This window comes from Eubacterium sp. Marseille-QA0814, assembly GCF_965119675.1.
Lineage (GTDB): Bacteria > Bacillota > Clostridia > Lachnospirales > Lachnospiraceae > Eubacterium_G.
In genome coordinates, this window is sequence record NZ_CBCPMG010000001.1 from 1,317,023 (window position 1) to 1,339,940 (window position 22,918).

The 22,918-nt window shown below is 33.9% G+C and carries 22 protein-coding genes and 1 pseudogene; all 23 read right to left on the reverse strand.

Annotated elements, in window-relative coordinates:
* Positions 1–40 precede the first annotated feature (40 nt).
* Positions 41–283 (reverse strand): annotated as a pseudogene (locus ACQY63_RS06190) (ATP-binding cassette domain-containing protein); the annotation flags it as partial.
* Complete coding sequence (locus tag ACQY63_RS06195) at positions 268–2,109, reverse strand: aminopeptidase P family protein (protein WP_428244890.1); 1,842 nt, start codon at positions 2,107–2,109, stop codon at positions 268–270. The pseudogene ACQY63_RS06190 and the gene ACQY63_RS06195, both read right to left, overlap by 16 nt.
* A complete protein-coding gene (locus ACQY63_RS06200; protein WP_428244891.1) occupies positions 2,096–2,644 on the reverse strand; it encodes an inorganic diphosphatase in 549 nt (182 codons plus the stop codon). Before ACQY63_RS06200 ends, ACQY63_RS06195 begins: the two co-directional genes overlap by 14 nt.
* A 127-nt stretch (positions 2,645–2,771) precedes the next feature.
* The gene (locus tag ACQY63_RS06205) at positions 2,772–3,695 is read right to left on the reverse strand and encodes a DMT family transporter (protein WP_428244892.1); all 924 of its coding nucleotides are present in this window, start codon (positions 3,693–3,695) and stop codon (positions 2,772–2,774) included.
* 44 nt (positions 3,696–3,739) lie between these two features.
* The gene (locus tag ACQY63_RS06210) at positions 3,740–4,366 is read right to left on the reverse strand and encodes a hypothetical protein (RefSeq protein ID WP_022165503.1); all 627 of its coding nucleotides are present in this window, start codon (positions 4,364–4,366) and stop codon (positions 3,740–3,742) included.
* Between the two features lie 27 nt (positions 4,367–4,393).
* Positions 4,394–5,383, reverse strand: a complete 990-nt coding sequence (locus ACQY63_RS06215) for a helix-turn-helix transcriptional regulator (RefSeq protein WP_117998549.1) — start codon at positions 5,381–5,383, stop codon at positions 4,394–4,396.
* An 11-nt stretch (positions 5,384–5,394) separates the two neighbouring features.
* A complete protein-coding gene (greA, locus tag ACQY63_RS06220; RefSeq protein WP_022165505.1) occupies positions 5,395–5,892 on the reverse strand; it encodes a transcription elongation factor GreA in 498 nt (165 codons plus the stop codon).
* 161 nt (positions 5,893–6,053) lie between these two features.
* Positions 6,054–7,415, reverse strand: coding sequence for a citrate/2-methylcitrate synthase (locus tag ACQY63_RS06225; RefSeq protein WP_412621809.1), 1,362 nt, complete (start codon positions 7,413–7,415; stop codon positions 6,054–6,056).
* Positions 7,416–7,435: 20 nt separating this feature from the next.
* Positions 7,436–8,314: a diacylglycerol/lipid kinase family protein gene (locus ACQY63_RS06230; RefSeq protein ID WP_022165507.1), complete on the reverse strand. Its 879-nt coding sequence runs from the start codon at positions 8,312–8,314 to the stop codon at positions 7,436–7,438.
* 106 nt (positions 8,315–8,420) lie between these two features.
* Entirely contained in the window at positions 8,421–9,230 is an 810-nt protein-coding gene (gene proB, locus ACQY63_RS06235; RefSeq protein ID WP_022165508.1) for a glutamate 5-kinase, read from the reverse strand.
* 102 nt (positions 9,231–9,332) lie between these two features.
* Positions 9,333–10,211: a YitT family protein gene (locus ACQY63_RS06240; protein ID WP_428244893.1), complete on the reverse strand. Its 879-nt coding sequence runs from the start codon at positions 10,209–10,211 to the stop codon at positions 9,333–9,335.
* 139 nt (positions 10,212–10,350) lie between these two features.
* Positions 10,351–10,569: a hypothetical protein gene (locus tag ACQY63_RS06245; protein WP_022165511.1), complete on the reverse strand. Its 219-nt coding sequence runs from the start codon at positions 10,567–10,569 to the stop codon at positions 10,351–10,353.
* Between the two features lie 22 nt (positions 10,570–10,591).
* Positions 10,592–11,821: a transglutaminase domain-containing protein gene (locus tag ACQY63_RS06250; protein ID WP_428244894.1), complete on the reverse strand. Its 1,230-nt coding sequence runs from the start codon at positions 11,819–11,821 to the stop codon at positions 10,592–10,594.
* Between the two features lie 30 nt (positions 11,822–11,851).
* A complete protein-coding gene (locus ACQY63_RS06255; RefSeq protein ID WP_302689445.1) occupies positions 11,852–13,627 on the reverse strand; it encodes a tetratricopeptide repeat protein in 1,776 nt (591 codons plus the stop codon).
* 156 nt (positions 13,628–13,783) lie between these two features.
* Positions 13,784–15,049, reverse strand: a complete 1,266-nt coding sequence (locus ACQY63_RS06260) for a glycoside hydrolase family 16 protein (RefSeq protein ID WP_302689444.1) — start codon at positions 15,047–15,049, stop codon at positions 13,784–13,786.
* A gap of 198 nt (positions 15,050–15,247) precedes the next feature.
* Positions 15,248–16,237 carry a 2-hydroxyacid dehydrogenase gene (locus tag ACQY63_RS06265; protein ID WP_302689443.1) on the reverse strand — a complete coding sequence of 330 codons (990 nt, stop codon included), beginning with the start codon at positions 16,235–16,237 and terminating at the stop codon, positions 15,248–15,250.
* A 128-nt stretch (positions 16,238–16,365) separates the two neighbouring features.
* Entirely contained in the window at positions 16,366–17,031 is a 666-nt protein-coding gene (locus ACQY63_RS06270; protein WP_302689442.1) for a V-type ATP synthase subunit D, read from the reverse strand.
* A 283-nt stretch (positions 17,032–17,314) separates the two neighbouring features.
* Positions 17,315–18,691, reverse strand: coding sequence for a V-type ATP synthase subunit B (locus ACQY63_RS06275; protein ID WP_117998584.1), 1,377 nt, complete (start codon positions 18,689–18,691; stop codon positions 17,315–17,317).
* A 1-nt stretch (position 18,692) separates the two neighbouring features.
* Positions 18,693–20,465 carry a V-type ATP synthase subunit A gene (locus ACQY63_RS06280; protein ID WP_022165517.1) on the reverse strand — a complete coding sequence of 591 codons (1,773 nt, stop codon included), beginning with the start codon at positions 20,463–20,465 and terminating at the stop codon, positions 18,693–18,695.
* A 24-nt stretch (positions 20,466–20,489) separates the two neighbouring features.
* Positions 20,490–20,807: a V-type ATP synthase subunit F gene (locus ACQY63_RS06285; RefSeq protein WP_022165518.1), complete on the reverse strand. Its 318-nt coding sequence runs from the start codon at positions 20,805–20,807 to the stop codon at positions 20,490–20,492.
* On the reverse strand, positions 20,800–21,768 hold the full coding sequence (locus ACQY63_RS06290) for a V-type ATPase subunit (protein ID WP_022165519.1): 969 nt from the start codon (positions 21,766–21,768) through the stop codon (positions 20,800–20,802). The genes ACQY63_RS06285 and ACQY63_RS06290 overlap by 8 nt, the downstream gene beginning before the upstream one ends.
* Positions 21,769–21,794: 26 nt before the next feature.
* Positions 21,795–22,388: a V-type ATP synthase subunit E gene (locus tag ACQY63_RS06295; RefSeq protein ID WP_022165520.1), complete on the reverse strand. Its 594-nt coding sequence runs from the start codon at positions 22,386–22,388 to the stop codon at positions 21,795–21,797.
* Positions 22,389–22,428: 40 nt separating this feature from the next.
* The gene (locus ACQY63_RS06300; RefSeq protein WP_022165521.1) at positions 22,429–22,917 is read right to left on the reverse strand and encodes a V-type ATP synthase subunit K; all 489 of its coding nucleotides are present in this window, start codon (positions 22,915–22,917) and stop codon (positions 22,429–22,431) included.
* Between the last annotated feature and the right edge of the window lies 1 nt (position 22,918).

Here is a 22,918-nt window from a genome sequence, read left to right on the forward strand (position 1 = left end):
ATTATTAATTGCAAAATATAACTAAACCGTTTATTTATTCCTACGCAAACTTGTAGACCACATCTGACCGCTCAGATACTTCTTTGGAATGTGTAACTAGAATTATGCATTTATTCTCTTTATGTGCCAATTCCTTAAAGATTTCTATAATCTCTGCCTGAGTTTCCTTGTCTAAATTTCCAGTTGGTTCATCAGCCAAAATAATTTCCGGTCCATAAGACAATGTTCTCGTAATGGTAACCCTTTGCTGCTGTCCGCCCGACAATTTTAAAATTCTTCGTTCAATGTTTCAAGCCATTTATTTTCTTCCGCTGTCAGGTAAGGTTGCAAAGCATCTGTTATTCTTCTGTTATACTCAAAAATAAGTTCCTTTTCTTTTTCTGTGAGCATTGTTTCATCTATTAGTTCTATATCATAAGGAACTAAAGTTAATGTTTCAAAGCATAAAAATTCTCCAAACTCATTGCTTTCTTTTTCTTTACAAAGAATCAGATTTTCTATTCTTATGCCAAATTCATTTTCAAGATAAATTCCAGGTTCGTTACTTGTAATCATTCCAGCTTTCATTTCAGGATTTAATTGCGGATTATTAAGTATTCTATATCTTATTCCGTTTGGTGGTTCGTGTACACTTAACAAATAGCCTACACCATGACCTGTTCCATGATTATAGTCAAGCCCTAAGTCCCAAAGTGGTTTTCTTGCAAGAATATCAAGAGTTACTCCTGAACTGCCTTTTTTAAATACAGCATCTCCCAGTGCCAAATGGCCTTTCAAAACCGCTGTGTACATTCTTTTCATTTTGTCACTAACTTCACCAAGACTAATTGTTCTTGTTATATCAGTTGTGCCTTCTAAATAATGTCCACCGGAATCAATTAAAACAAGTCCTTTGTCTGTAATGGTATAATTTGTTTCTTCTGTTGCACTGTAATGAACAATAGCTCCATGGTCGTTGTAACCTACGATGGGTTCAAAACTTGGTTCCACATAACTTTCTGCTTTTGTTCTAAAATATTCCAGCTTTTCGCCCAACATTACCTCATCCATAGGCTCTTTTCCTACATTGTGTTTTAACCAGTATATAAATTTTGTCATTGCAATTCCATCAAGCAAATGTGCTTTTTGAGTATTTTTGATTTCAGTAGAATTTTTTATTGCCTTCATTGTTAGTGCCGGTGACATTCTGTTGTATATCCTATTATTATTTTTCAGAGTCTCAATTATTCTGTAATTAGCTGATGACTTATCAAGCCAGACTTTTTTATCTTTTAACTGTTTTAAATCATTATAAATTTCAAAATAATCTTTTATATTAACTTTATTCTCTTTAAGGTATGACTCTGTTCCTGCTGTCAAACTTTGTTTCTGTATATACAAAGTTACATTATCACCTGTTATAGTTAGAAAACTTAAAAATACAGGGGTGCATTTTACATCATTTCCTCTCAAATTAAGTGTCCAAGCAATATTTTCCAAACATGTATCAACTAAAATATCACAATCATTGGCTACTATTTCTTTTTGTATCTTTTTTATTTTTTCCTTTAGCGATTCTCCTGCATATTGTTCCTGTAAAATCCAAACAGACTCATGAGATATTTCAGGTCTGTCTTTCCATATATCTCCAATTAAATCCAAATCACAAACTACATTAATATTCGGTAGTTTTTCAATGTGTTCTGCAAGGTCAGATGGTATTGTTCTGCCGTCAAATCCAACTGTCGTCCCCCAGTTTTCTTTACTTTTTTCTGTGGATAATTGATTGCAACTTTCTTTATTTTTTTCTATTGTTTCTCTATTATATTCTTCAATAAACTGTACAGCTGTAGGTACTCCATTTTCTCCCTGCTTCATAAGTTTATAGCTGTCATTTAGCTGACTTTCAGCCTGAACAAAATATCTTCCGTCTGTCCATAAATACGCCTTGTTCTTAGTTATTACTGCCGTACCTGCTGACCCTGTAAAGCCGCTTATAAATTCTCTTGTTTTAAAATAGTCTCCTATATACTCCGAACCATGAAAATCACAAGTAGGCACAACATAGATATCTATGTCATGCCTACTCATTTCACTTCTCAGGTCGGAAAGTCTTTTATTTATTGTCATGACTTTCTCCTTCAAATTCTTCGTTATATAAGTCGATACATTTGCAAATAATCTTTGCCGCATCAATTGGGCCACCAAATTCATCAACTCTTGTTTTCTTACCTTCTAATGACTTGTAGATGTTAAAGAAGTTTCTAATTTCATCAAAAATATGTGATGGCAACTGTTTAATGTCAGTATAACAATTGTAAGTTGGATCTCCATATGGGATAGCAATAATCTTGTCGTCCATGTCATCACCATCAATCATGTACATTACTCCAATTGGATAACATCTTACAAGTGACATTGGTTCAATAGGTTCCGAACAAAGTACCAATACGTCAAGGGGATCACCATCTTCATCTAATGTTCTTGGAATAAAACCATAATTTGCAGGGTAATGAACTGATGAATAAAGTATTCTGTCAAGAATCAGAAGTCCTGTTTCCTTATCTAATTCATATTTTTTCTTGCTTCCTTTTGTAATCTCAATAGTAGCAATAAAATCCGAAGGTGCAATACGTTCCGGATTAATGTCGTGCATAATGTTCATATCTTCCTCCTTCTGCAATAGCTAAACATATATTCTTGCTGTTTGCAACTCTTTATAACATTATTAATAATGATTATATTTTATCACAGTAAATTCCATATAAAAAGAGATTTATCCATATATTTCCTTACTTATTTTCACGATTTACCACGTAAATTCCTGCACACACGAGAATAAGTGCAATTACTGTCTGGATTCCTAACTGGCTCTTCTCCTGCAAAATTATAAATGACAGTACAACGCCAAATAAAGGATTCATAAATTTATAAGCTGAAATCTTTGATACGTTATTGTATTTAAGTAAGATACTCCAAATTGTATACGCTGCCGCTGAAATGAATCCCATATAACAAAGAAGTATCCAGCTATATGGTGCCACACTGTTTAATCTACCTCCTGCTATGAGACCAATTGTTGCCATGACAACGCCACCAAAGAAAAACTGATAGCCACTAAGCATTACAACATCGGTAGTCTTTGAAAATCTTTTAATAAAAGATGACGAAAACGCAGATGATATTGTAGAAATCAAAATAAAGCCTTCACCTAAAAGAGTAAAACTCAAATCAAAACCATTTCCAACAACATTTACGATTACAATTCCTAAAAATCCTAAAACACTACCTATAATCTTTTTCCCTGTTAATTTTTCCTGTTTAAAAATAAGACATGATATAAGTATTGTTATAAAAACCGCCGAACCGTTAATAATGGAAGACTTCACTCCTGTAGTATGAGCAAGTCCTATATAAAACGGCACATACTGCAATATTGTCTGAAACACGCTTAACGTTGCTATTTTTCCGGGACTTGATGGCTTGATAAATTTTCTGTTTATTATACTGAAAGTTATTATTACCATTGCCCCTGCAATTGCAAATCTTGTTCCGGCAAATAAAATCTGAGAAGCTGTCTCTCCACTTTCTATTCTAAAAAATTTGTAACCTAGCTTTATACACGGAAAGGCCGAGCCCCAAAGCAAACAACATACCCCTGCTAAAAGAATTACTATTGGCGTCCATGATAATTTGATTTGTTTGTTATTCTCCATTGTATTACCGCTTTGCATAATTTTATTATTTTATCCTTCCGTTCTTATTCATTTCTTTCTACTACTGTCACTTTATCACCATATTTTTTTAGAATCTCCAAGCTGACTTTTCTATAGCTTTCCAATATGTCTCTTCTAAAATTTTTTTTCATTATACCGCTTTTCATATATCTTTTATTAAATAAATTTCCGTTTTTGAAATCCCTAATCATAAGTTCAGGTCTTCTGTCTATAAAATATATTTCATCTGCCATATCAAGAAATTTAGACGGTACCATGTTTTTTACACCAATACCGCTTATCTTCTTAAACTCAGGATTAATACTGTCAAATCTTTTGATGTTAATAGATGTAAACACATCAATGTCATTATCTAGTAACAGTTCAATTATTTCATAAATATAACCATGATTTTTCGACCTCATGCCCATTTCATCCAGCACAACTATGTCCGGTTTTTCTTCTAATATCTGTTTATATGAAAAACCTTTTCCGTTATAAATTGCGCTATCTATATGATTTTTTTCTTTTATTAATTCGATATTTCTATGACCACCATTTAGAAAGCCAATTAAAACTTTTTTACCTTTTGCCTGCTCCGCCATTGCTTTTTCAAGCATGGCATAACTTTTTCCGGCTCCCGGTGTATAACTTGTAAATATTTTTAGCATTTAACTCTCCAATTATTTAATTATTAATTACTTATATTGTTCCTTAAGTCTCTCGGTTATTTGTTTAACTTCATCAACTACACTTTCAGGTTCAAGTATTTTGGCACCATCTCCAAGTCCTATTATCCAACCTAAAAACATGTTGCTTACTTTTACGTTTACATTCACAACAAATTGGTCCACGCCTTTTGGAATAATCATAATATCCTGACCAAATCTGTCAATTACAACTCCAATAAGCTTGTTGGCAAACTGTATTTTCACACGTTGTTCATCACCTGTAAACATACCAAAAACTTTCTTTGCATATTTTGCTGCATCAAATTCCTCAAACTCTTCTCGTCCGTCTCTTGCTTCATCTAGTATTTCTATTTTTCGCATTTTATCAACACGGTAATGTTTTATGATTCCACTATTTCCATCAAATGCAACCAGATAATAATTTTCATCATCCCAAGCCAACGACCATGGACTAATATCATTCTTGTGACCATTCTTTCGCAAAACCATCTCCTTTGAAAGATTCCACTCATAATAGTCAAATTTTATTTTTCTGTTTTCGTTAATTGCAAGATTTAATTCATCCACATTGTAGTAAACATTTTCGTAATTTGTTTTTATACGATTACTTACAAAAACCTGTCGTTGTAACTGCTTTGCCTGATAAACACTGGCTAAGTTTTCTATTTTCTTTATTAACTCACTGGACTTTTTTGCAGATATAAATTTTGACGCCTGAACAGCATCAACTAACAATTTCAATTCCGGCAACTGAAAATCACGATCCAAAAGAGTATAATAATAATTTCCATCTTTCTTCTCTTTTGAAATTTCATAACCATATTCTTTTAGGGTATTCAAATCAGCATAAACAGTTTTTCTTTCTGCCTTTATGCCATGCTCTGCCAAATAGTCTATAATATCAGATGTTGTTACACCATGTTCCTCATCTGTTTTGCTTTTAAACAAGTCAAGCAACACTAAAATTTTCTGTTTTTGATTTTCAGATTTTGCCATATTCCTTCTCCTTAGTAAGTTCTTATAGTATCTGTTTCTTCTTCTCCGGTATTTACGATTTCTTTTATGACTACATAATAACTATAGCTGTCATTTACTTTTATTTCAACTCTATCTCCCACTTTGTGTCCCATAATTGCTGCTCCAATAGGTGATTCATTACTTATTCTCCCCTTAACAGAGTCCCCGCGCATTGTACTTACAATCTTAAAAGTTTCTTCTTCATCATCTTCCTCAAAATAAATCTTTACAGTATTATTTAAGCCTACTTCATCATCTTCTGACTGGTCTGAAATAATTGTTGCTGTTTTCAAAATTCTTTCAAGGTATCTAATTCGTCCTTCGTTTTTATTTTTGTCTTTTTTTGCTGCATAATATTCAAAATTTTCACTTAAATCTCCCTGGGCTCTTGCTTCTTTTACAGCCTCAATTGCTTCTTTTCTAACAACCAATTTTCTATGTTCTATTTCTTCTTTAATCTTATCTACATCGCTTTGTGTTAATTTCATTTTAACTTCCTCCACTTTCTTAATCTCTATCATTAAGCACTATTAAACACCTAATCTATATTGTACTATTCATTGCCGGCTCTGTTTTCGGCTTTACACTTTCACAAGCCTATTATAAAAGCCACACTATATAAAATAGCATGGCTTTAAACTTTGTCAATTTATCTTTCGCTAATACTCTTATATTCATTGAAATCACAGTTGCTTACATAAGCAGGTCTCATAATCTTATCAGCATTAACTAACTCTTCTATACGATGAGCACTCCAACCTACGATTCTTGCAATGGCAAACATAGGTGTAAACAATTCTTCCGGTATATCAAGCATACTGTACACCAAACCACTGTAAAAGTCTACGTTTGCACTAACACCTTTGTACATTTTTCTTTCTTCAGCAATTACTTCAGGTGCTAAATGTTCAATCATGCTATATAAAGCAAAATCTTTCTGTCTACCTTTTTCATTAGCAAGTTTCTCAACGAATGACTTAAATATTTCAGCTCTTGGATCAGAAATTGAATATACTGCATGGCCCATTCCATATATAAGACCTTTTTTGTTAAATGCTTCTTTATTAAGTATTTTTCTTAAATATTCTTTAACTTCTGTTTCGTCCTTTGTGTTAGATACATTTTTCTTAATGTCCTTAAACATTTCAACAACCATTATATTAGCCCCACCATGACGTGGTCCCTTTAAAGAAGATAGGGCTGCTGCAATAGTTGAATATGTATCCGAACCTGATGATGTAACTACCCTTGTTGTAAAAGTTGAGTTGTTTCCGCCACCATGTTCCATATGAAGAACTAACGCCAGATCTAAAACTTTTGCCTCTAAGGCTGTATATTTTTTGTCAGGTCTCAAAATTCTAAGCAAATTCTCACTTGTAGAAAGCTCCGGCTTTGGTCTGTGAATATACAAACTCTTGTTTCTCTTATAATGATTATATGCCTGATATCCATATACAGATAGCATTGGGAATAATGCAATTAACTGAATACACTGTAAAATAACATTTTCTAATGAAGTATCTGAGACATTTTTATCGTATGATGCCAATGTAAGAATACTCTTGGTTAATGAGTTCATAATATCTGAACTTGGTGCCTTCATAATAACATCTCTTACGAAGTTAGTTGGAAGTCTTCTACAGCCTGCTAACATTTTCTTAAATTCCTTTAACTCGTCTTCATTTGGTAAATTACCAAACAGTAACAAATAAGCTGTTTCTTCAAAACCATATCTTCCTTCTTCCATAAATCCCTTAACTAAATCTTTAATGTTGTATCCTCTATAATACAAACTTCCGGGACACGGAACACTTTTACCATCTACAATTTTCGATGACTCAATTCTTGAGATATTTGTAATACCTGTTAAAACACCTTTTCCGTTTAAGTCTCTTAAACCTCTTTTTACACCATACTTTGTAAATAATTCTTTGTCTACACTATCGTTTTCTAAGCACACTTTGCTGTATTTTTCTGTAAATTCATAAATATCTTCTTTTTTTAATGTCATAAATACCCCTCTTACTTCTTTTAATATATAAAATTAACTGCATCGTGAATTACTTTAAAGTCTATTATTGCATGGCCATTTTCTTTTTCACCGTCTAAGGACCAGTCAATATCTGTAGAGTCTGTAATTCTTGCTTTTTTTATTTGTTCTAAAGTTATTTTACCTGTAAATTTCTGTGTCAGTATTTTTACTACTAAATGACAAAATTCGGCAATATTCTTTGGAAACTCAACTAGCATAAGTTCGAATACCCCATCGTTAAATTCTACTAAATTTTCATCAAGTTTCATAATGCCCCCAACTTTGGTCGCATTATTTATTGCCACAAATATATATTTTCCTTCATAGGTTTTGTCTTCTAACTCGATTTTTAGCTTAAGACTTCTTATATGAAACAACTCTCTTGCTCCATGCAAAATATAAGCAAAATGCCCTAATCTGTTTTTCATCTGCTGGGGAGTTGAATAAGATGTCTTTGTAAAAATACCGGCTGATGCTGTGTAAACAAAATAACGGCCGTTAAACATACCCATATCTAATGGTTTTGCTGTTCCATTCACAATATATTCTGCTGCTTCCTTTGGGCTCGTCTTTAAGCCTAAGCTTGTAGCAAAATCATTTGTAGAGCCTGCCGGTATATAGCCTAAAGGTGTACCGCTTTCTGATTCAATAATACCCTGTATTACTTCGTTCAAAGTTCCGTCACCACCCATACAGACAACCAAATCCGCTTTTTTGCTATATTCTTTTGCTATGTTTGTTCCATCTAATCTTTTTTTAGTAAATTTAATACCAACCTTATAGCCTGCATTTTCAAAAATTTCCACAGCCTCATCTATAAAGTGTTTGTTCTTTTTTAATCCTGCTTTTGGATTAATTACAAATAACAATTTTTTCATATTAAACTCCTTAGTAACTTCTCTACTATAATATATATTTGTATGTACCCTTATTAATTAAAATTTAAAATTTTGTGAACTTGATGTTTTTTATCATAAGTAAAATTTATTCAAGCTCCAACTGTTTACTCTCTTTAGCTGCAAAAAATGTTCCTGCCTGATGGCCTTCTAACACTCTGTAAATATTCTCTGCATCACCACCATTTAAAACAATTGTGTCAATGCCTGCTTCCGTTGCAATTTCAGCCGCATGTAACTTAGTAACCATGCCTCCCGTTCCAAATTTTGAACCTTTTCCACCTGCAATCTTATATAATTCATCTGTAATTTCAGTAACTACAGGTATAATTCTTGCATATTCATCTTCGTTAGGATTTCCTGTATATAATCCATCAATGTCAGTTAAAATTAAAAGTGCATCTGCTCCAATTAATTTTGCCACTATGGCTGACAAGCTATCATTGTCACCATATACAATTTCCTCTATGGCAACTGCGTCATTTTCGTTGATTACAGGAATTGCACCTAAGTTAAATGTTTCTTCAAAAGCATTTATAAGATTTTCTCTACATTCTAAGTTGTCAACATCTCTTTTGGTAATTAAAAACTGTCCTATTGTGTGACCATATTCTCCAAACATCTTGTCATACATAAACATTAATTCGCACTGGCCTATTGTAGCAGCTGCCTGCTTTCCTGCTGTTGTGTTAGGTCTCTCTTTTAAGCCAAGCTTACCGGCACCAACTCCAATTGCTCCTGATGTAACTAATGCTACCTGCTTGCCTGAATTAACAATATCAGAAATAACTGCCACCAGTTTCTTCATCTGTCTTATATTAGCTTTTCCTGTGTCATGTGCTAATGTGGATGTTCCCACTTTTATAACTATTCTCTCCACATCTTTCAAAGTTGCCATTTTTATCCTCTCCTTAGTCTAATAACCTTTCCGTTTATTTTAAAACAATATCCTCTTTTTGTAAATTAATAAAAATTTACTTTTGTCGCGTATTTATGCATTCTATACTTCGTTAGTAAATTGTGATTTGAACCCTTCTCCAAATACCTCATTAGCTGTTGTTACTATCATAAATGCATCAGGATCAACTTCTTTTAAAATATTTCTTACTTTTACTAACATTTGTTTTCTCATTACGCACATAATTATTTCTGTTGATTTGTTAGTATAAGCACCCATGCCCTGAAGCATTGTTACTCCTATGTCTAATTCCTGAAGCATTCTTACTGATATAATTTTTCTTTGTTTACTAATTATATAAACAAGTGTTGCTTCGTCACCAACATAAATTGCCTTATCCATTGCCAGTGAAGAAACATAAATTGCAATTGCTGCAAAAAGAGCAACTTCCACATTATTAAAAGCAATGGCTGACGCAATTAAAATTGCCACATCAATAATCATGTATATCTGACCTGTTTTTATGTGTGGATGCTTCTGCTTGATAATTTTCACAATAATATCAAGCCCACCTGTTGTTGTATCCATTCTGAACAACACCCCCATTGCAAGACCAAACAACGCACCACCAATAACTGAAGCAAGCATTAAATCGTTAGTTATTGCGTCAATTTTAAATATTGCAGGGAGCGCGTCAATTGCAACTGATGAAACAATCAGTGAATATAAGGTTGATAAAATAAATTTCTTTCCAAATTTCCATGCCCCTAAAATCATTATTGGCACGTTAATTATAATAATTAACACACCAACTCCCGGCAGCATTGGAAATACTTCTTTTAATATAATGGCTATACCGGAAATTCCTCCAGGTGCCAACTGATTGGGATTTAGAAAAAGTCCTATTCCCAAACCATACATAATTGCTGATAATGTAATAACAACATATCTTACAATAAATTTTACTACTTTATTCTTCATCTTAAATCTCCATCTAAATATAATTCTATTTTTCTTAATCCCTTCCGGTTAATTCTTCTAATATTAAACTAAAAGGCTTATTATTAGAACATCCACATTCTATGAACAAATCCTAATAATAAGCCTTAAAAATAACTAATTACATTTTATCGTCATCAGGTAATTCTATTGTTGGCATGCAACAAGGCATTGGATTTATTGAATTTTCAGCACTTCCTCTTGTAACTGACTTTTCTTCTTTTATTTCCTTCGGATCTTCTTCCACTTCGTTTACCTGCACATTAATATGGCCATCGCCTTTTTTCACGCTTCCATCAAGCATTGCCACTATATCTTCTATCATTTTATCTTTGTCCATAAGAGTACCTCCTATTTATGTACTAATTCTCGATAACAAAAGTATCTGACCAGTTCGTTTTTCTTAACTTGCCTTTGATTTTTTTTGTTCCACGGTAACGTACATAATATACCTTATCGTTTTCTAAATTATTTAACTGAACAGTATTTCCTGTTGTAGTAACAGTTTGTCCACTTTTGAACTTTTTATTTACTGAGTATTCAACCGTGTATTTTGACTTTTTTGCAAGTTTTTCAAATTTCAATGTATTATCTGTAAAACTTAAAACCTTACCTTGTTTCATTGCATACTCACAAACCTGACTTTTTTTACACATCTTCGCCTTGCCACTTCCATAAGCATTGGCTGCCATTAAATACTTGCCATAAAAAGTATCCGTTTTGTACTGTTTAAATCTTTTATGATTCTTAAACTTATCACCTTTTAAAAAGTAATGATATTTATAATTATTCTGCAAATAAGTTGCATCCCATGTAGAATCAATGTTGTAATAATATTTGCCAACTTTTACAATATTCCATCCATGAAGCTGATTACTTGAATACCCTGGAATTAATCTTGTTTCAAGTCCTAGTTCTTTAAAGAACTTGTATGCCAAAAGGGCATATCCCTGACACACAGCTTCCTTGTTAAACAATGCGGCATAGGCTGTGTAATTAATTCCTTTGCTTGTATTTTGGGCATAGGTTACACTTTTGCAAATATAATCATATACTTTTTTTACCTTTTTGTAGTCACTGGTTTTCTTCTTCAGTTTTAATTTTTTTATAATAGATTTTACTCTTTTATCAACTTGGTTTTGTTGCTTAAGAGTAATTCTATATTTAATATTTAATCTAAAATCGTAATAATAGTATTTCTTTCCATCATTCACTACTATATTGTAATAATACTTTGCAGAAGTGCTTTTAAAATTCCAATACATGTAGTCTCCGCCGTTGCTGTCGCTTGTTTCCCTTATCATTCTTTTACGGATTTTTTCAAAAACAACATTGGCTGAGCTTTCAGTTGTTTTTATGTACAACCGAATATTAGAATTGTGAAGCAAGGCGTTTTTTCTTGCCACATCACCTGCCTGATTAATTGTTAAATACTGCTTTTTGTTATTAACAAGAAGCTTAACATTCTCCTGCGCCGGTATCACAGCAAATTGTTCTTTTTTTTCAGCCGCTCCTGCACTGACAATCCCACTTAAAGACAGCGAAATCGCCAACACAGCTATTATTACTTTTTTATAAATTCTATTAACCATTAACAGCTCCTTTTAGATGCCGGGAACTTTTTATTTTGCCAGTTTTTTAAACTTTGTCTCGTATGTTACACCACCGTATCTAAGCTGTCTTAACATTTTCTTGCCACCCTTTAAAACATAATTATTTTTCTGGTTATGATATTTCTTAAGTTTGAAATGTAACTGGTATGTTCCTATTGTTATCTGTGTAACCTTATTTTTGCTACTAATTACAGTATCATATCCTAATGTCTTATTATTCTGATCCTTAATTCTTAAGCAAGGTTCTCCTTTAAACAATACAGTTGAAATATAAATTTTGAAAATCTTCTTCTCACCATTTACCGTACCTGTATGTTTCCATGTTCCTGTCCAAAATCTTACTTTGTGTTTAAACTTCTTCATTTGGTTATAAAGAGTTGCGGCCTTCTTGTTATTGCCTTTAATTGAATTAAGCATTGTCATAGCTTCGTCATACTTACCACTCTCTCCAAGTTTCACAGCCTGAGCATAAGTTGAGTCACTTAAGTTAGCTCCATTTGTGAATTTTGAAATACTGTTGTAAAGTTTTAAACCTTCCTCTGACTTACCATTATTAATTAAGGTTTTGGCATACGCATAACCATAAGTTCCATATTCACTAGCGTATGACTTGTCCTTTGCATAAACATTCTTAATAGTATTCCATGCGGTAGTATAATCCTGCTTTAAGTAATATACTTTTGCCATGCCGGCACTTGCCTTATTTACTAATGTAAAATCTGATGCCACATTGGCACTATTCTGGAATAACTTCATTGCCTTGTCGTAATCTTTGCTTTCAAGTGCCTTATTTCCATCATAGTAATCTACAAAAGCTCCTGCCATTTTACCGTATTCTGAACTCTTGTCTGTCTTATAACTTTTTGTAAAATATTCTTCTGCCTTGTTTTCATCTTTTGAATCTAAAGCCTTAAGACCTAAGTTATAATAAGCTTCTGCCAAATATCCTTCACTCTTTAAGAATCCATCCAAATCGGAAAATGACTTAGCTGCCTGTTCGTACTTCTTGTTATCAAGTAATTTCTTTGCTGCCTTGTATTTGTTATTAGGTACTGAAAATGCTGCAAAGCCACCGCCTACTGCCGCTAAAATTGCTACAACCACTACACCTGTAATGACATATTTTTTCTTTACAGATTTTCTTCTGTGGGCTTTCTTCTTTTCCACACTCTGACGTCTTTCTTCTGCATTCTTTAACAAAAGATATTTCTGTTCAGATGTTTTTAAAATCTTAGCTGAATCCTTATACCATGAAATACGTTTTAGAATTTCAATGCCGTTTCCCATGTTAATGTAGTCTTCTTTTGCCAAATCTTCTTTTGCTATAACATAATTGTCTTCATAATCTTTAAGTTTTGCTTTTGCAAAAATATCTAAATTATCAATCTCGCCTGTGCTTTCCCATACAGATTCTTCCTTTGACCAAACGCCACCGTTTTCAAAAATAATTCTGTCAATCTGTATTTTAATATCCTTTGTATTTTTGTTAAGCTTAATTGATATATCATTTCCTTTTGACTGTAAATAACCTAAAGCTAAATCAGTATAACTTTGATTTATTGTTTCCTCTTCGCCTTTTTCATTTGTAACAATCAGTCTTAAATTAATTTCTTTGATCGTTTCCTGAAATATATTTGCAAATGTCAAAGTCAAAGAAACTGATTCTTCATCTACCCCCGGAGTTATTTTTCCTTCCTGAAAAATAATAGGGCTACCATATGTCCATAGGTTCTTCTCCAAGTCTTTTGGAATATTTGTCTGTTCAATGTTCTTATTCTCTTCCATTTTTATGCCTCCTATATCAATTTCTCATTTTACCATATTTGAATGTAAAAAAAAAGAACTACCACCAAACATTTTTCAAATGTCCTAGTAGCAGTTCTCTATGATTTACTCAAATTTACTTTTTATACAATTATTAACTTTTAAGCTGAAAAAGATTTATTTTTTAATCTTTACCTTCTTTGCTTTTGACCATGCGCCGTAAATTTTCTTGCCCTTGTAAACCTTGTACGCTCTAACCTTTACATAGCATGTTTCTTTTTTTCTAAAACCTTTAAGTGTAACTTTTGTCTTTGTTGTCTTTTTATCTACATAACCCTGGAATTTCTTATTGTCACATATACGAACAATATAACCCTTTGCAGTTTTAACTTTCTTGATTGTTACCTTAACTTTTTTGCCTTTAACATTTTTTATTGAAATTGAAGCCTTTGCAGGTTTTGCCTTTGCAGCTTTCTCTGCTGCAGCCTGCTCTTTTGCCTTTTTGTTTGCTTCTTCCTGTTTTTTCTTTTCTGCGGCAATTTCTGCAGGACTTTTTTCTTTGTAGTATCTTACATAATCGACTTCCATTGTTCTGTTCCAGCTTGTATCATAAGGTGGATTTCCCTGTGCAAGATTACCTCCACAAGCTACGTTAAACAATAAATAGTAATCGTCATTTAAAACACTTCTCTTTCCTGCATAAGTGCCAGTATTTAAATCTGCTGTTGAGAATGTTTCGTTGAAATCTGTTATTCTTACATACTTGTCTGTCCATGTGCCATATACACTTAACAACTGACCATCAATGTAGAAAGCACAAATCTTTCCATCTCTGTAACATCCATATGTATGCCATTCTGTTTTGTTATCAACATTTTTGTTTGTGTAAATGTACTGATCAGCTCCATTCCATTTTGGATAATGAATTGTACATTGAATATCTGATCTTGTATTGAAAGCTTCCATTATATCAATTTCACCACATGCAGGCCAATTCTTGCCATTAGTTCCAAGCATCCAAAATGCCGGCCAAATTCCCTTTGATGATGGAATCTTTATTTTTGCTTCAACATACCCTAATCCAATATTAACTTTTCCTGTTCCCGTAATTCTAGCCGATGTCCAATTGTATGTGGTTCCATTAGCTGTTGTTTTTTCAGTTTGCGCTTTGATTTTCATAGTTCCATTAGAGACAGAAACATTTTCTGCCTTGTAGTATTCTTTTTCATTGTTTCCCCAGCCACGGTTTCCATATTCTATACCGTTCCCAATTTGTGGTGTCCAATAAGCATCATTTAATGAAGTTCCATCAAATTCATCTGACCATGATAGCTTAAAATTATTTAAGTTAACATCTGATGGTACAGAGTCTGCTGCTGAAACACCAACACACATTGCAAGTGTTGCAACCATTGAAGCTGCTAACAAAACTATTTTTCTCATTATATGCCTCCTAAAATCTAAAACCCTTTCGTAAAAAGAGAGTAACATATAAAAATGTTTTTATCATTATTGGCTAAAAAATGATACCCTTTTCTAAAAAAAATGCACCTTATCTAAATATAAAAAACCGGAGATTTCAGATGCTCTGTTTTTAATAAACAGTGCTAATCCTCGTCTCCGGTTCTTTATAAGTGTATGCTATTTTACAATGTTACTTTCAATTAAATTGCCTTCCATAAAAGATTTTGCATTCTCCATTGTTGTGTAACTAATTGCCTCTAATGCTTCATCTGTTAGGAATGCCTGATGAGAAGTTACAATTACATTTGGGAAAGACAATAATCTTGAAGTAATTGATGACTCTAAAATATCATCTTCTCTGTTTTCAAATACATTGTCCGTTTCCTCCTCATAAACATCCAAACCTACGCTGTGGAATTTATGCTCTCTTATTCCCTTTATTAAGTCTTCTGTATCAATTAAGGCTCCTCTTGATGTGTTTACTAAAACAACATTATTTTTCATTTTCTTAATTGTCTTTTTGTTTATCATATGGTAAGAATCATCTGTTAAAGGACAGTGGAGCGATATCAAATCACTTCTCTCTAACAGTTCGTCCAATGTTACATACTCAACAAAATCAAGGTCAGGGTTTTCATATATGTCATAAGCAATAACTTTCATGCCAAAACCTTTGCATATACGACACATTGCTGCACCTATTTTTCCTGTACCGATTATACCTGCTGTCTTGTTATGGAAATTAACACCTGTTAATCCTACCAGACTAAAATTATTCTCTCTTACCTTAATGTATGCCTTATGAATATGTCTGTTACATGCAAGAGCCAAAGCCATTGCGTGTTCAGCAATTGCCTCCGGCGAATATCCCGGCACTCTTAAAACTGTTATACCCGCCTGTTTACATGCCTTAATATCCACATTATTAAAGCCTGCACATCTTAGAAGAATCAACTTAACTCCATTTTCAGCCAAAGCTTTTATAACATTTTCATTTAAATTAGAATTTACAAATGCACAAACTCCTTCAAACCCTTTTGCATATTTTGCAGTTGCCTCCGAAATATCTGAATCTGTGTATTCTATTTCTATGTTCTTATATTCTCCGGCTACCTTGTCAAAAGACTCTTTGTCATACTTCTTTGCATCATAAAATAAAATCTTCATAATATGCCTCCTACTGCCTCTTTCATAGATTTGTACTTTGTCTGATGATTAAACCCTGGTATTACTACTTTAACCTTATAAAGAAAAGTATAACATTTTTCTATTTTTTGTATGTTGCAAATGCAACATTACCCATAATTTTCTTTTCTTTTTTCCTGAATATTTTCTTCAATCATCATATCTTTAACTTTCATTAGACGAATTTGTGTGCTTCGTTCATTTTCATCTAATTTCATTGTTATATATTTTATATTGTCCAAAGCTTCAGGAATTATTACATGCTCAAGCGCATTTACCCTTCTTCTCGTTTTTTCTATTTCTGATGCCATTAGCTGACAGGATTTTTCTACCTGAGCAAGTTTTAACATATCTTCAAACACAGAAGATAATGAATATACTGCATCGTCTAAGTCTCCTGCTGTAAAAGCATATCCGTAAGAGTAAATGTCATTTCCCTTAATATCATTTTTTGTCTGAAATTCAGGAATTTCGACACTCATAACGTTTTTAAACTGCTGCTTTATTTCTAAAGTTTTCCCAGTAGCCATTAATGCGGTGTTTAACACCTGTTCACTCATGCCCGCTCTTGCTATCGCAAATTCCATATTAGCAGCTTTTAATCCTTTTTCAACCTTTAATCTTAAGTCCATGTTTTCTTTTATTAAATCCATAAACTGACGAACAAGTTCGTCTCGTTTATCTTTTAAAAGTTTATGGCCTCTTGTGGCTGACAAAAGTTTCTTTTTTTGTTTTGTTAGTTCCATACGGGTTGGATTCACTCTTGTTCCTGCCATACTCTACCTCGCTTTAAAATCCGCTACTTCATTCAACATTCCTTTTCAAGCGATATTCAATTTAACGAAAGCACGCTCCCGCTGCTTCCACCTGGTAGCGGTTCTATCAAGCCCACTTCGCTGCCTTGATGAACCGACGGGTTCCAAGCACTTTCTTTTAAATTTGAATATTGATTGAAAATATATTGTTGAACGTAACTATTTAATTTGGTTTTAAAATAATCATGCTTATACTTTTTAATATCATTGTTATATGATTTGATTGGATTTTATTCTACATTCTCTATTTGTTGCCTTTGTAGTATTTTTCTAAATATTTGTCGTCTATTCGTTTTAGTTCTGATTTTGGTAGCATTGATAATAGTTCCCAACCTATGTCCATTGTTTCTATTATAGTTCTGTTGGTATCGTAGCCTTGTGATACATATTTTTTCTCGAACTCATCTGCAAACTTGGCATATATTAAGTCTATGTCGGATAAAGCTGCCTCGCCTAAGATTGTCATTAGTTCTTTGGCATCTTTTCCTCTTGCATAAGCTGAGAATAACTGGTTCATTACGTTGCTGTGATCTTCTCTTGTTTTTCCTTCGCCAATACCTTTGTCTTTTAATCTTGATAGAGATGGTAAAACATCAATTGGTGGTGTAATGCCTTTTCTATATAATTCTCTGCTTAAAATAATCTGGCCTTCTGTGATATATCCTGTTAAGTCAGGGATTGGATGAGTCTTGTCATCTTCAGGCATTGTTAAAATAGGTATCATTGTTATACTACCGTTTGAGCCTTTTCTTCTTCCTGCGCGTTCATATAAAGTTGCCAGGTCAGTGTACATGTATCCCGGATAACCTCTACGTCCCGGAACTTCTTTTCTTGCTGCTGAAACTTCTCTTAAGGCATCAGCGTAGTTTGTAATATCTGTTATTATTACAAGAACATGCATGTCTTTTTCAAAGGCTAAGTATTCGGCTGCTGTTAGTGCCATTCTTGGTGTGGCAATACGCTCAACTGCCGGATCATTTGCCAGGTTCATAAACATTACTGTTCTGTCTATTGCCCCTGTTTCCTTAAAGCTGTTTACAAAATAATTTGACTCTTCAAATGTAATACCAACTGCTGCGAAAACTACTGCGAAAGGTTCATCTGTTCCTATAACTTTTGCCTGTTTTGCAATCTGCGCTGCCAGGTTAGCATGTGGCAAACCTGAGGCTGAAAAAATTGGTAGTTTCTGTCCCCTAACCAATGTGTTCAAACCATCAATTGCAGAAATACCTGTCTGAATAAATTCTGACGGATAATTTCTTGCTGCCGGATTCATTGCAATACCATTAATGTCTTTTCTTTCATCAGGTAGAATGTCCGGTCCTTTATCTATTGGATTTCCAAGTCCGTCAAATACTCGACCAAGCATATCCATTGAAACTCCAAGTTCCATGCTTCGTCCAAGAAATCTTACTTTACTGTTAGAAAGATTAATACCTGTAGAAGCTTCAAACAACTGAACTAATGCGTTAGTTCCATTTACTTCCAATACTTTACAACGACGGGTTTCACCGTTTGCAAGTTCAATTTCACCTAATTCGTCATAAGTTACCCCTTCAACATCTCTAACTAACATTAAAGGGCCGGCAACTTCCTGAATAGTTCTATATTCCTTTGGCATATTAGTCTTCCTCCTTACTTAAAGCATTTGCGATTTCAAGAGATAACTGATTATTAATTCTGTCAAATTCACTCTCAATATTATCCTCGTGTGTATATTTAAAACGACCAATGGCTTCTCTTACAGGCATTTTTATAAGGTCATTTATATTTGCACCTTTGTTTAGTGCATCCATTGCCTCCTCATAAAATCCCATAACCATTTTCATCATCATGTCCTGTTTTTCCAAAGATGTATAAGTGTCAACTTCATGGAACGAGTTCTGATGTAAATAATCCTCTCTTATGGAACGGGCAGCTTCCATTTTCAAACGGTCAGGTGCAGACAAGGCATCCATACCTACCATTTTTACTATTTCTTCCAACTCTGCTTCTTCCTGAAGTAAAGTCATTAACTTTTGTCTTAAAATAAGCCAGTCCTTATCAACATTTTCCGTAAACCATGAACCAATACTGTCAATATAAAGTGAATAACTTGTAAGCCAGTTAATTGCCGGGAAATGTCTCTTGTAAGCCAAGGCTGAATCAAGTCCCCAGAATACTTTTACAATACGAAGTGTAGCCTGTGATACCGGTTCTGAAATATCACCACCTGGAGGTGATACAGCTCCAATAACTGACAAGGCTCCATCTCTGCCTTCTTTTCCAAGTGTTACAACGTCACCTGCTCTTTCATAAAACTGTGCAAGTCTACTTCCTAAGTATGCAGGATAGCCCTCCTCACCGGGCATTTCTTCAAGTCGGCCTGACATTTCACGAAGAGCCTCTGCCCATCTTGAAGTTGAATCAGCCATAAGGGCTACTGAATATCCCATATCTCTAAAATATTCTGCAATTGTTATACCTGTATAAATTGAAGCCTCTCTGGCTGCAACAGGCATATCTGATGTATTAGCAATTAAAACTGTACGTTCCATTAATGACTCACCTGTTTTTGGATCTTTTAACTCAGGAAATTCATTAAGTACGTCAGTCATTTCATTTCCACGCTCACCGCAACCAATGTAAACTACAATGTCTGCCTCTGCCCATTTTGCCAGCTGATGCTGTATTACTGTTTTACCACTACCAAAAGGTCCGGGAACTGCTGCCACACCACCTCTTGCTATAGGAAATAATGTATCAACAACTCTCTGCCCTGTAATTAATGGCTTGTTAGGATTTTTCTTTTCCTTATATGGACGGCCTTTTCGTACAGGCCATTTTTGCATTAATGTAATTTTCTGCTCACCTTTTTCAGTTTTAATTGTGGCAACTACATCTGTAACAAAATAATTTCCTGACTTTATGCTTGTTACTTCACCTTTTACTCCGTATGGAACCATGATTTTCTGTGTAACTACAGGAGTTTCTTTTACTGTACCTAAAATATCTCCTTCTTCAACTACATCTCCAACCTTTGCAGTTGCCTCAAAATCCCATTTCAATTCACGTTTAAGAGATGGGACCTGAACTCCTCTTTCTAATAGGCTACCTGACACTTTCATAATGTCATCTAACGGTCTTTGTATACCATCATATATACTTCCAATTAGTCCGGGTCCCAATTCTACAGACATAGGCGCTCCTGTTGAAACTACAGGTTCACCGGGACCAAGCCCTGCTGTTTCTTCATAAACCTGTATTGACGCCTGATCACCATGCATTTCTATAATTTCACCAATTAGTTCTTTGTCACTAACACGAACCACATCAAACATATTGGCATCACGCATTCCATCAGCAATAACCAATGGACCTGCCACTTTTCTGATTACTCCCTTGCTATATTCCATATTCTGTCCTTTCCGGTTCAAATATTATTTTCCAAAAACAATATCTGAGCCAATTGCCTTTTCTACCGAATCCTTAACTCCTTTAACTCCTGCGCCTGTGTTGCCTTTAACTCCCGGAATTAAAATAATTGCCGGAGTAACTAATTCACTAAATTTTTCAATTTCACTTTTTATTTCTTCCGCCAGCGATTCAGTAATATATATTATCGGATAGTTTCCATTTGCCAGCTTTTTAAGTATTGCTTCCGCTTTTGCCTTTTCATCCACCGGGTAAATATCAAGCCCCAATGCCTGAAAACCATATATACTATCGTAATCGCCCATTACTGCTACTTTAAGCATACATTTCCCTTACCCTTTCTTTTATAAAGTCATTGTCAAAACCGTTTAACTTTCCTGACATGATAATTTTCACTGTTTTAATTTCATTTTCTCTTGCAATAACATACGCAACTATTGGACCAACGGAAAAAGAATTATATTTTTCACTTTTTATATCTTCAATAATTTTGTTATCGCACCAACATTCAAAAACTGATTTTGATTTTTTTAGTGCTATTGCAAGGTCCCCAAAGCCTGAATTTTCCAAGTATTCAAGAACGCCTTCAAGGCCACCGTCAACTGCTTTTATTAAATCAGTTATGCTTACTCCGTTACATGGAACAAGGCATTTTTTTACAAACTCGCTGTCCTTTCCTGTTGCTGCACATCTTACGGCAATTTTGATATTAGCAATTGTCACCTGAGAATCTGCGTATTTTCTAATTAACTGATTATCAGACTCATTGCCAGCCTTTTTTATAGCCTCTAAAGTTACCTTATCAATTAACACATCACACAACTGACCGTTGCCTGATTTTAAAAGAATCTCAGTTGCTTCTTTTGCAACTCCTGCCATGTTATCAGGTAGTTTGCCGTATTCTCCCTGACGGATTACATCCTTTAAGAATTCAGGTTCAATCTTACAGCCTGCCATAAAAATATTTTCCGTTTCATCTTCTGTGCAAACCTGTTTTATTGCTGCCTTTAAATTGTGGAACTCATCCTTGATTGTCAGTATGGAAACTACTTTTTCATCTTTTACCAAATCATCCAAAACTCTTTTTGTCTTCTCTGATTCTTCATTAAGCATATGTTCCAAAGTTTCATCTAAATGACCGTCTCCCCAACCTTTGTCTCTCAAAAAAGTCATGCACTGGTCATAGGTTTCCAAATTCAACAAAGCCTGTATTGTGTCATTGCCAAACAAACTACTTTCAAGGGCTCGTATTCTTGCAACACCGTAGGTATAATCCATTTCCATAGTGTTTCCTCCTAATATATTTTCTCCTATCCAAATAGTTCTCTGTTAGCTATGTCTTTTAACCTGTCTAGCTGACCATTAAACAAAGCTTTAATCTGACAGTTTTCTTCAATGTCTCCGTAAACAAGAACAAAACCGTTTTCTACATTGTCCCTGCTATCTTCAATGGTAATACTGCCATTTTTTTCTTTTGCTATCTTCTCTATTTTCTTAACAAAATCTTCAGGCATTCTGTCTTTGTCGCTTGTGCTAATGTACATTACACCCGTGCCACTTTGCACATTTTTATTAAATAACTTTTCAAGAAAATCAAAATATTCTGTTGTGTCTAAATTTTCTATTTTGCAAATTGCACTTTCGATTACATCGTTTATACATTTTTGTTTATTATTTAGAATTGCATTTCTTTCTCTAAAACCGGCAGAAGATTTTGTTTTTTCTTTGTATAACTTTCTTGAGGCAAGAGATTTTTTTTCAAATCCCTTAATTTCTTTTTCAATCTCAATTTTTGCCTCTTCCATCTGTGCATTACAGAAATCATCTGCTTCTTTTAAAATAGCATCTGCTTCTTCTTTAGCACTTGCCTGGATTTCTTTTATAATATTATTCAATCCACTCATACACTTCTCCCATTTACTCTAATATGTTAATGTGTAATTTTTATAATGCGATACCGTTAATTGCAAGGAATGAAATAAGTAATGCAAGAATTGCATAAGTTTCAACCATTGCAGGGAAAAGCATTGCCTTTGCAAACTGTTCCGGTCTTTTTGCTATAATACCAATACTAGCGGCTGCTGTTTTGCCCTGATGTTTTCCAGAAACAAGACCAACAATTGCAATTGGTAAACATGCTGCCAAAATTTCAAGTCCCTGTAACGCTGAAATACTTACTGCATTTCCACCGATAATTCCGATTTTTGATAAAGTTACGAAGCCAATTAACAAACCATAAAGTCCCTGAGTACCAGGTAGTAACTGCATTACTAATACTTTAGCAAACTTTGATGGATCTTCTGTCATAACGCCTGAGGCCGCCTGACCTGCCGTACCTACTCCAATTGCAGAGCCCATACCTGCCATTAGCACTGCAAGAGCCGCTCCCAATAAAGCATAAAATAAACCTAAATTATTAAAAAATTCTCCCATA

Excerpts from the sequence above, each read along its gene's own strand:
- ACQY63_RS06195 (WP_428244890.1), bottom strand. The coding sequence starts at position 2,109 with ATGACAATAAATAAAAGACTTTCCGACCTGAGAAGTGAAATGAGTAGG.
- ACQY63_RS06200 (WP_428244891.1), bottom strand. The coding sequence starts at position 2,644 with ATGAACATTATGCACGACATTAATCCGGAACGTATTGCACCTTCGGAT.
- ACQY63_RS06205 (WP_428244892.1), bottom strand. The coding sequence starts at position 3,695 with ATGGAGAATAACAAACAAATCAAATTATCATGGACGCCAATAGTAATT.
- ACQY63_RS06210 (WP_022165503.1), bottom strand. The coding sequence starts at position 4,366 with ATGCTAAAAATATTTACAAGTTATACACCGGGAGCCGGAAAAAGTTAT.
- ACQY63_RS06215 (WP_117998549.1), bottom strand. The coding sequence starts at position 5,383 with ATGGCAAAATCTGAAAATCAAAAACAGAAAATTTTAGTGTTGCTTGAC.
- greA (WP_022165505.1), bottom strand. The coding sequence starts at position 5,892 with ATGAAATTAACACAAAGCGATGTAGATAAGATTAAAGAAGAAATAGAA.
- ACQY63_RS06225 (WP_412621809.1), bottom strand. The coding sequence starts at position 7,415 with ATGACATTAAAAAAAGAAGATATTTATGAATTTACAGAAAAATACAGC.
- ACQY63_RS06230 (WP_022165507.1), bottom strand. The coding sequence starts at position 8,314 with ATGAAAAAATTGTTATTTGTAATTAATCCAAAAGCAGGATTAAAAAAG.
- proB (WP_022165508.1), bottom strand. The coding sequence starts at position 9,230 with ATGGCAACTTTGAAAGATGTGGAGAGAATAGTTATAAAAGTGGGAACA.
- ACQY63_RS06240 (WP_428244893.1), bottom strand. The coding sequence starts at position 10,211 with ATGAAGAATAAAGTAGTAAAATTTATTGTAAGATATGTTGTTATTACA.
- ACQY63_RS06245 (WP_022165511.1), bottom strand. The coding sequence starts at position 10,569 with ATGGACAAAGATAAAATGATAGAAGATATAGTGGCAATGCTTGATGGA.
- ACQY63_RS06250 (WP_428244894.1), bottom strand. The coding sequence starts at position 11,821 with ATGGTTAATAGAATTTATAAAAAAGTAATAATAGCTGTGTTGGCGATT.
- ACQY63_RS06255 (WP_302689445.1), bottom strand. The coding sequence starts at position 13,627 with ATGGAAGAGAATAAGAACATTGAACAGACAAATATTCCAAAAGACTTG.
- ACQY63_RS06260 (WP_302689444.1), bottom strand. The coding sequence starts at position 15,049 with ATGAGAAAAATAGTTTTGTTAGCAGCTTCAATGGTTGCAACACTTGCA.
- ACQY63_RS06265 (WP_302689443.1), bottom strand. The coding sequence starts at position 16,237 with ATGAAGATTTTATTTTATGATGCAAAGAAGTATGACAAAGAGTCTTTT.
- ACQY63_RS06270 (WP_302689442.1), bottom strand. The coding sequence starts at position 17,031 with ATGGCAGGAACAAGAGTGAATCCAACCCGTATGGAACTAACAAAACAA.
- ACQY63_RS06275 (WP_117998584.1), bottom strand. The coding sequence starts at position 18,691 with ATGCCAAAGGAATATAGAACTATTCAGGAAGTTGCCGGCCCTTTAATG.
- ACQY63_RS06280 (WP_022165517.1), bottom strand. The coding sequence starts at position 20,465 with ATGGAATATAGCAAGGGAGTAATCAGAAAAGTGGCAGGTCCATTGGTT.
- ACQY63_RS06285 (WP_022165518.1), bottom strand. The coding sequence starts at position 20,807 with ATGCTTAAAGTAGCAGTAATGGGCGATTACGATAGTATATATGGTTTT.
- ACQY63_RS06290 (WP_022165519.1), bottom strand. The coding sequence starts at position 21,768 with ATGGAAATGGATTATACCTACGGTGTTGCAAGAATACGAGCCCTTGAA.
- ACQY63_RS06295 (WP_022165520.1), bottom strand. The coding sequence starts at position 22,388 with ATGAGTGGATTGAATAATATTATAAAAGAAATCCAGGCAAGTGCTAAA.
- ACQY63_RS06300 (WP_022165521.1), bottom strand. The coding sequence starts at position 22,917 with ATGGGAGAATTTTTTAATAATTTAGGTTTATTTTATGCTTTATTGGGA.